The organism is Nocardioides sp. P5_C9_2, from assembly GCF_054049555.1.
This window is the reverse complement of the sequence record NZ_JBFUMD010000141.1, coordinates 1-7,921: the sequence shown is the minus strand read 5'-3', so window position 1 is coordinate 7,921 and position 7,921 is coordinate 1. Positions and strand designations below refer to the sequence as shown.

At 72.9% G+C, this 7,921-nt stretch carries 10 protein-coding genes and 1 riboswitch; of the genes, 4 read left to right on the top strand and 6 right to left on the bottom strand.

The window, feature by feature from the left end:
• The 4 genes from ACXJKL_RS09205 to ACXJKL_RS09190 all read left to right on the top strand — a co-directional run.
• Window positions 1-1,323, top strand: a 1,323-nt coding sequence (locus tag ACXJKL_RS09205) for a rhodanese-like domain-containing protein (RefSeq protein WP_457206764.1), incomplete at its 5' end; no start/stop codon positions are given.
• 101 nt (window positions 1,324-1,424) lie between these two features.
• Entirely contained in the window at window positions 1,425-2,015 is a 591-nt protein-coding gene (locus ACXJKL_RS09200) for a DUF5994 family protein (protein ID WP_457206763.1), read from the top strand.
• 84 nt (window positions 2,016-2,099) lie between these two features.
• Window positions 2,100-3,302, top strand: coding sequence for a DUF2157 domain-containing protein (locus ACXJKL_RS09195; RefSeq protein ID WP_457206762.1), 1,203 nt, complete (start codon window positions 2,100-2,102; stop codon window positions 3,300-3,302).
• A 3-nt stretch (window positions 3,303-3,305) separates the two neighbouring features.
• A complete protein-coding gene (locus tag ACXJKL_RS09190) occupies window positions 3,306-3,767 on the top strand; it encodes a GDYXXLXY domain-containing protein (RefSeq protein WP_457206761.1) in 462 nt (153 codons plus the stop codon).
• Between the two features lies 1 nt (window position 3,768).
• Here ACXJKL_RS09190 and ACXJKL_RS09185 read toward each other — a convergent pair whose 3' ends face one another.
• The 6 genes from ACXJKL_RS09185 to ACXJKL_RS09160 form a co-directional block, all read right to left on the bottom strand.
• Window positions 3,769-4,272: a DUF6174 domain-containing protein gene (locus tag ACXJKL_RS09185; RefSeq protein ID WP_457206760.1), complete on the bottom strand. Its 504-nt coding sequence runs from the start codon at window positions 4,270-4,272 to the stop codon at window positions 3,769-3,771.
• Window positions 4,273-4,330: 58 nt separating this feature from the next.
• Window positions 4,331-4,606 (bottom strand): MoaD/ThiS family protein, encoded by a 276-nt coding sequence (locus ACXJKL_RS09180; protein ID WP_457206759.1) that lies wholly within the window; start codon window positions 4,604-4,606, stop codon window positions 4,331-4,333.
• A 26-nt stretch (window positions 4,607-4,632) separates the two neighbouring features.
• The gene (gene thrC, locus ACXJKL_RS09175; RefSeq protein ID WP_457206758.1) at window positions 4,633-5,913 is read right to left on the bottom strand and encodes a threonine synthase; all 1,281 of its coding nucleotides are present in this window, start codon (window positions 5,911-5,913) and stop codon (window positions 4,633-4,635) included.
• A 10-nt stretch (window positions 5,914-5,923) separates the two neighbouring features.
• Window positions 5,924-6,056, bottom strand: a riboswitch (SAM riboswitch).
• Between the two features lie 91 nt (window positions 6,057-6,147).
• Window positions 6,148-6,993 (bottom strand): trehalose-phosphatase, encoded by an 846-nt coding sequence (gene otsB, locus ACXJKL_RS09170; protein ID WP_457206757.1) that lies wholly within the window; start codon window positions 6,991-6,993, stop codon window positions 6,148-6,150.
• Window positions 6,994-7,055: 62 nt separating this feature from the next.
• Complete coding sequence (locus ACXJKL_RS09165) at window positions 7,056-7,571, bottom strand: LytR C-terminal domain-containing protein (RefSeq protein ID WP_457206756.1); 516 nt, start codon at window positions 7,569-7,571, stop codon at window positions 7,056-7,058.
• Between the two features lie 7 nt (window positions 7,572-7,578).
• Window positions 7,579-7,887, bottom strand: coding sequence for a DUF3263 domain-containing protein (locus ACXJKL_RS09160; RefSeq protein WP_457206765.1), 309 nt, complete (start codon window positions 7,885-7,887; stop codon window positions 7,579-7,581).
• Window positions 7,888-7,921: the final 34 nt, after the last annotated feature.

Below are 7,921 nucleotides of genomic sequence, written 5' to 3'. Positions count from 1 at the left end.
CACCTGGTCCACGACGGGCGGCACGCCCTGGTCGTGGACCCCCCGCGGGACGTACACCCGCTCGAGCTCGCCGCCGAGGAGGCCGGCGTCCGCATCGTCGCCGTGGCCGACACCCACGTGCACAACGACTACGTCTCGGGCGCGCCGGGCCTGGCGCGGCGACACGGCGCGGAGTACTGGCTGTCGGCCGACGAGCGCGTGCACGTGGACCGCACCGGGGTGCGCGGCGGCGACATCCTCGGGGTGGGCGACCTGGTCGTCCAGGTGCTGTCGACCCCGGGCCACACCCTGCACCACCAGTCCTTCCTGGTGACCGACCCCGAGTCGGGGGCCCGCACCGTCTTCTCCGGCGGCAGCCTGCTGCACGGCACGGTGGGCCGCACGGACCTCGTCGACCCGCTGTTGAGCCGGATGATGGGCCGCGCCCAGTGGGAGAGCGCCCGCCAGCTCGGCGCCCTCGACGACGTCGTGGGCCTGCACCCGACCCACGGCTTCGGCAGCCTCTGCGCGGCGGCCACCCCGACCGACGGCGTGCACGGGACGATCGGGGACGAGCGCGTCGCCAACCCCGTGCTCCGGACCCCGCGCGACGCGTACGTCGAGACCCTGGTCGCCGGCTTCGGGCCGATCCCGCGCCACTACCGCCACATGGCCGCACTGAACCGGGCCGGCGTGGGCGCCACCTCGGCCCTGCCCCCGATCGAGGTCGACGAGGACGCGGTCCACGAGGCCGTGCAGGGCGGGTCGTGGGTCATCGACCTGCGGCCCCGCCGCGCCTTCGCGCGGGCCCACCTGACCGGGTCGGTCAACATCGAGGACTGCCCGCAGCTCGCGACGTACGCCGGGTGGCTGGTGCCGTGGGGCGCCGACGTCGTGCTGGTCAGCGACTCCCCCGACGACCTCTCCTCCGGCACGCACGACCTGGCCCAGATCGGCGTGCCGGTGCGCGCCACGCACCTGCTCGGTCCGGTGACCCGGTGGACGGACAGCACCGACTATCGCGTCGCCGACTGGGCGGCGTACTCGCGCCTGGTCCGGCAGAGGGAGGCGCAGGGCAGCGTGACCCTCGACGTCCGCCTGGACGCCGAGTACCACGCCTCCCACCTGCCCGACTCGCTGCACATCCCGCTGCACGACCTCGACCGCGCGATCTCCCGCCTGCCGACCGGCCAGGTGTGGGTGCACTGCCGGAGCGGCTTCCGGGCCGCCATCGCCGCCAGCCTGCTCGCCCGTCACGGCCGCGACGTCGTGCTCGTGACCGACGACTGGGCCCAGGTCACCTCGACCGGCCTGCCGACGGTCGCCGGGCTGCCCGCCGCCTGATCGCGGCAGGGGCCGGCGTGCCGCCGGGACGTAGGGTGGACCGGGACGACCCGTCCACCGCCTCCGCCGGAGCGCGGCCACCGGTCGAGAAGGCGGTCGCCATGTCGACGCCCACCCCGTCCCTCCCCGCCCCGCCCCTCCCCACCACGGACGACCGACGGGCCGCAGGACCGGCCACCGCGGTCGGCCCCCTCAGGCTCCGCCTCGTGGCCGACGCCCGGCCCGGGCACCTCGACGGCGGCTGGTGGCCACGCAGCCGCGACCTCGCCACSGAGCTCGTCCTGCTCGCCGAGGACCTGCCGGCCCACCTCGGCCGGCTCAGCCACGTGCAGTGCTCCGCGCCGGACTGGGACGGCGACGTGGACGAGGTCCGGGTGGCCGGCCGGCCGGTCGTGGTCGCCTCCTCGACCCTCGACGACCCCCTCCAGGACGACACCCACCACGTCGAGCTGACGACCGACCTGACCACGCTGCGACTCCTGGTGGTCCCGCCGGGATTCAACGACGCGGACGGCGAGGAGGCGCTCCTCGCCGCGGCGACACCCGGCAACGACCACTCGGCCGGCGACCTGCTCAGGGCCGTCACCGACGAGGCCGATGTCGACCCGCGCGACCACTGGCGACACGACGGCACCGCCGGGTGGGGTGACGACACCCCGACGCCCTCACCACGCCGTGTCGGGTCCCGCTAGCCGGGGCGGAACCCGTCCGAAGGAACCAGGTGCCTGGGACCTCGTACTCATGTGCGGACGCCCCGACGCGACCATGCTGTGGCCATGACCACCTCGACCCCGCAGCGGGAACCCCACGACCACCGTCGCGACGCGACCCCGGTCCAGCTGAGCTGGCTGCACCGCGAGCTCGACGACTGGCAGGCCGCCGGCATCGTGGACGCCGACCAGGTCGCCGCCATCTCCGGTCGCTACCGGACGATCGCCGCGACCCGCCGCTTCTCGCTCGGACGGCTCCTCCTCGCGCTCGGCGCGCTGTTCGTGGGCGTCGGCCTCATCTGGCTGGTCGCGGCCAACCTCGACCAGCTGCCGCCGCTGCTGCGCTTCGTGGTCGTGGCCGCCTTCTGGCTGGCCTTCCTGGTCGGCGGTGAGCTGCTCGCTCCCCGGCTCTCCCCCGGCGTGCTCGGCGCCMTGCGCCTGCTGGCCGCACTCACCTTCGGCGCGACCATCTTCCAGGCCGCCCAGTCGATGCAGGTGCCGGCCTACGAACCGCTGCTGCTCGGGCTCTGGTCCGCCGGCACCCTCCTGCACGCCTACCTGACCCGGGCGGTGACGCCCCTCGTGGTCGGCATCGCCACCGGCCTGGCGTGGTGGATCTGGCAGCCCCTGGCGCACTCGGGGAGCGGGGCCGGCGCGGTGCTCGCCCTGGGGACGGCATCCGTGCTGGCCGTGTCCCTCGCCGTCGTGCACGACCGCGGGTGGCTCCGCTTCGCGGCCGCCTGGCGCACGATCGGCTGCGCCCTGGTCATGGTCACCCTCTTCGCCGCGGCGATCCCCTTCACCACCACCGACGGCTTCGAGTGGAACCTGTGGCTCGTCCTCGAGCTGGCCGCCGCGGGCATGGCGGCCACCGGCGCGCTGGTCGTCGCCCGGGGGAACGCCMGCTGGGAGCCCCTCGGGGCGGTCGGCGTCCTGGTCTTCTCGGGGCTCATGGTGCTGTGGGACACCGGGACCGACACCTCGTCGGTCGGCCCCGAGGACTGGGCCCACGCCGCGGTGGGCGTCGCGGCGTACGTCGTGGTCGCCGTCGGGCTCGCCGTCCTCGGCACCCTGCGCGACCGCCCCGTGCTGACCGTGATCGCGATGATCGCGCTGGTCGTCTTCACGACCTTCCAGAGCTTCGCGGTCTTCGCCGCGATCATCCAGGGCGCGTGGCTCTTCGTCGTCCTCGGCCTGGTGTTCCTGGGGACCGGGTTCCTCTTCGACCGCGCCCGCCGCGGGATCTCCGCCAACCTCGAAGGAGCGTGAGTCATGAACCGCGTGCTCACCGTCGCCGTCGTCGTCGCCGCCCAGGCCGYCCTGGTCGCGGTCGCCGTCGCCCCGCAGATCTCGGCCCGCACCACCGGCGTGACGCACACGTTCCGCGTCGAGCCCGTCGACCCCATCGATCCCTTCCGCGGGGCCTACGTCACCCTCGGCTACCCCGACCTGCGCCCCGAGACGGACGACAGGGAGAGCGGCACCGTCTACATCACGCTCACCGAGGAGGACGGCCACAGCGTCGCCCGGGACCACCTGCGGGAACGGCCGGACTCCGGCACCTACCTGACCTGCGACGACTCCGGCTGGGAGGTCCGCTGCGGCATCGAGAGCTGGTTCCTCCCCCAGGACGAGGCGGCCGAGATGCAGCGGGTTCTCGGCGACGGCGCCGTCGCCGAGGTGAGGATCGACTCCCGCGGCCACGCCGCGCTCATCGACGTCCGCGCCGAGTGACTCACCGGGCCGAGAACCGGATCCGGTAGGTCACCTCGTCGTCCACGGCACCGGCGATGCTGTCGACCGCGATCTCCCGCGGGAGGCCCTGCCTCGTCCAGGTCACCTCGACCGAGTCGGCGTCGGCATGGGCCCGGTGCAGCAGCCGGAAGAGCCGGTCCGCCCCGTAGCCCTTGACCCGGCGGACCTGCGGCTCGTCCTCGATCGTCGTGACGAGCTGGGTGTCGTCGGCGTGCACCTCGGTCCGCAGCGCCGGCCGGGGGGCACAGAAGCAGGAGATGCTCACCCGGGTCGCGTACTCCTCGATGCCGCGCGACTGCCACCGCTCCCACGCCCGCACGAGCTGGACGTCGTCGCCGGTGCGCGGGACGAACGGCTTCACCGGGATCGGCACCGGCTCGGCGTCCGGGGCCGCACGGGCCGACGCGGGGGTCAGGGTCAGGGCGGTGGCCAGCAGCACGGCGGCGGCACCGCCCGTGGTCAGGCCTCGGGTCGTGATGTCCATGGTGCTCCGACGTGCGCCACCCGGGGGCCGGTTCCGCACGGTCCGCGCTCCGATCGGGTCAGCCCCCCGCCACCGCCGGGATGACCGAGACCTGGGTGCCGTCCGGCGTCGCGGTGTCGAGGTTGTCGAGGAAGCGGACGTCGTCGTTGCCGACGTAGACATTGACGAACCGGCGCAGGGCGCCCGCCTCGTCCAGGATGCGCCCCTTGATGCCGGCGTAGCGGGCGTCGAGGTCGTCGAGCACCTCGGCCAGGGTCGCCCCGGAGGCACTCACCTCGGACTCGCCGCTCGTGTAGGTGCGCAGGATGGTGGGGATGCGGACGGAAACGCTCACGGGTGGAATCTCCTCGCGGGGGTGGGTCAGACGATGCCGGCGGCCGTGAAGGCACCGTACGACGGGTCGATGGTGGCGCGGGGACCCACGTGGTCGGCGACCGCGTCGAGGGTCTTGAGGCCCATGCCGGTGTTGATGACGACGGTCTCCAGGCTCGGGTCGAGCTGGCCGCTCTCGACCAGCTTCTTGAGCACGCCGACCGTGGTGCCGCCGGCGGTCTCGGTGAAGATCCCCTCGGTGCGGGCCAGGAGCAGGATCCCCTCGCGCACCTCGTCGTCGGTGATGTCCTCCACGGCGCCACCGGTCGCGCGGCAGATGTCCAGGACGTAGATGCCGTCGGCGGGGTTGCCGATCGCGAGGCTCTTCGCGATCGTGTCGGGCTTGACCGGGCGGATCGCGTCCACCCCCGCCTTGTAGGCCACCGAGACCGGCGAGCAGCCGGTGGCCTGGGCGCCGTACACCTTGTAGGGCCGGTCCTCGACGAGGCCGAGGGTGATGAGCTCCTGGAAGGCCTTGTGCACCTTGGTGAGCTGGGAGCCGGAGGCGACCGGGATCACGATCTGGTCGGGCAGGCGCCAGCCGAGCTGCTCGGCGATCTCGTAGCCGAGCGTCTTGGAGCCCTCGGCGTAGAAGGGGCGCACGTTGACGTTGACGAACGCCCAGCCCTCCTCCTCGCCGGCGATCTCCGAGGCCAGCTTGTTGACGTCGTCGTAGTTGCCGTTCACCGCCACGAGGTTGTCGGTGTAGACGGCCGAGTTGACCTGCTTGGGCTTCTCGAGGTTGCTCGGGATGAAGACGACCGTCTTGATCCCCGCGCGCGCACCGGCGGCGGCGACGGCGTTGGCCAGGTTGCCGGTCGAGGGGCAGGCGAAGACCTTGGCGTCGAGCTCGATGGCCGCGCTCAGGGCGCAGGCGACGACGCGGTCCTTGAAGGAGTTGGTCGGGTTGGTCGAGTCGTCCTTCACCCACAGGTTGTCGATCCCGAGCTCGCGACCGAGGTTGTGGGCCTTGAGCAGCCGGGTGAAGCCGGGCTCGGTGTTCTTGCTCTGCTCGATGTCGTCCGGGACCGGGAGCAGGGCCTTGTAGCGCCAGATGTTGCGCGGACCCGCGGCGATCTCCTCGCGGGTGACCGCCGGGAAGTCGTAGGCGACCTCGAGCGGGCCGAAGCACTCCGGACAGGCGTAGAACGGGCCGAGGTCGACCTCGTGACCGCACTCGCGACAGGCCAGGACCCGGGCGTTGCCGAAGGCCCTCTCGCGCAGCGTGTGGCCGGTGGTGGTGGCGGTGTTCTCCGCGACAGCAGTCATGACGTCCTCCTTCTCATCGACCCCGGGCGGCTTTCGCACCGGGACGGAATTGGCACCGTTTCCGCGACTGCCGCAGTGGCAGGAGGTTCGCGGCGGTTGCCGGGACGTCGTAGGGCCGTTCCCTCAGTCCCTCGTGATGAGGTCTCTAGGTTAGGCATGGCGTCTCAGCATGTGCACMTCGAGTCCACATGCTGGAGCGTGCCCGGCGTCGCCCCAGGAAGCGAGGGCGTCGTCTCAGACGGCGAGGGCGGAGGCGTCCGCGGTCAGCTGGCGCAGCAGGCCGAGCACCCCGTCGGGACCTGGTACGACGACGTCCGCCAGCGGCACCAGGGCGGACTGCTCGTCGGACGCCGCGGCCACCAGCAGCGTCGGCAATCCCCGCTCACGCAGGGCGGTGACGGCCTCGAAGGCCTCGACGTCGCCCAGGTCGTCGCCGGCGAAGAGGAACCCGCCGGCCGACTGCTCGGCCACCAGCGTCTCCACCGCGTTCCCCTTGTGCATGCCGTCGGAGCGCACCTCGATGACGTTGCGGCCGGGCTCCACGATGAGACCGTGCCGCTCCGCGAGCTCGCGCATCGCGGGCAGGAGGCGCTCGAAAGCCTCGGCGGCGTCGTCGAGGCGGCGGGTGTGCACCGCGACGGCCAGGCCCTTCTCCTCGACGTGGGCGCCGCCGGCGCCCGCTCGACGCAGCAGGCCGGGCAGCTCGCGCTCGAAGGTGGAGAGCCCGTGCGGGGGCCGGGGCGAGATCACCCGACGGCTGGTCGAGGACCAGCGCTCGTTGCCGTACTGGCCGAAGAGGAAGAGCTGCTTGCCGTGGTTGGCGATCGCGTCACCCACCTCGTCGAGACCGCCGAGGGCCAGTGCCTGGCGCGCCGGGCGGCCGGTGACCACCGCGATGGCGCGGACGACGTCACTCAGCGCGACGAGGACCTCGGGCGCCTCGGGGTGGATGTGGGCCTCGCTCGGCTCGTCCACGATCGGCGACAGCACGCCGTCGAAGTCGAGGCCGACCACGACCTGGTCGGCGGCGGCCACCAGGGCGTCGTACCGGTCACGCGCAGCGGCGGAGGTGAACTCCATGATCCTCAGCCAACCACGACTCGTGCAGGCGGGGACACCCAGCCGGTCCCTCGGGGTGGGCGTCAGGCCGCGTCGGCGGTCAGGATGATGGTGAGGCGGTCCATCCGCATCGGCTCGACCGCGGGCGCGGTCCGCTGGATGCCGAGGTCGAGTGCGAACAGCTTGGCCGCCGCCTTGAGACGCTCCGGGTAGTAGACCGTGGAGGCCGGGATGATGCCCTGCCAGTTGTCCTCGCCGACGACCTGCCAGCCGACCTGGGTGGCCTTGGCGGCGGTGCCGGCCGCGAGGCCCTTGATGCCGGAGTTGTTGTAGACCTCGACGTAGACCTCGCCGCGCTTGACCTGCGGCTTGGGCTTCTTGGTCGGCGTCGCCGCCGGCGCCGGCGGGACCACCTCGGGGGCGGGCGTCTCCGTGACGGGGGCCGAGGCGGTGGTGATGCGCTTCTCCGTCGGCTCCTGGTCGGAGGTGGCGACGAAGGCGAATCCGGCCATCGCCACCGCGATGATGCTGAGCATCACCAGGGGCGAGGGGAACGCGACGCCGCGCTCGTCGCGGCGGGTCGGGGAGGAGGCGGTCATGGCTGGCTCAGAGCTCGAAACCGAGGCGACGGGCCGAGCGCTGACGCTGCCGCGAGGCGCGGAGGCGACGCAGCCGGCGCACCAGGAGGGGGTCGGCCTCGAGGGCCTCGGGCCGGTCGATCAGGGCGTTGAGCACCTGGTAGTAGCGCGTCGAGGACATGTCGAACTTCTCCCGGACGGCCTGCTCCTTGGCGCCCGCGTACTTCCACCAGTGCCGCTCGAACTCGAGGATGTCGCTGTCGCGCTGGGTCAGGCCCGGGGCGATCTGCTCGTGACCCGGCTCGTGCGCGCCGGACTGCTGGACGGCGTCGGCCATGTCGGTCTCCTTCGAAGGACTGCTGTGGCACCAC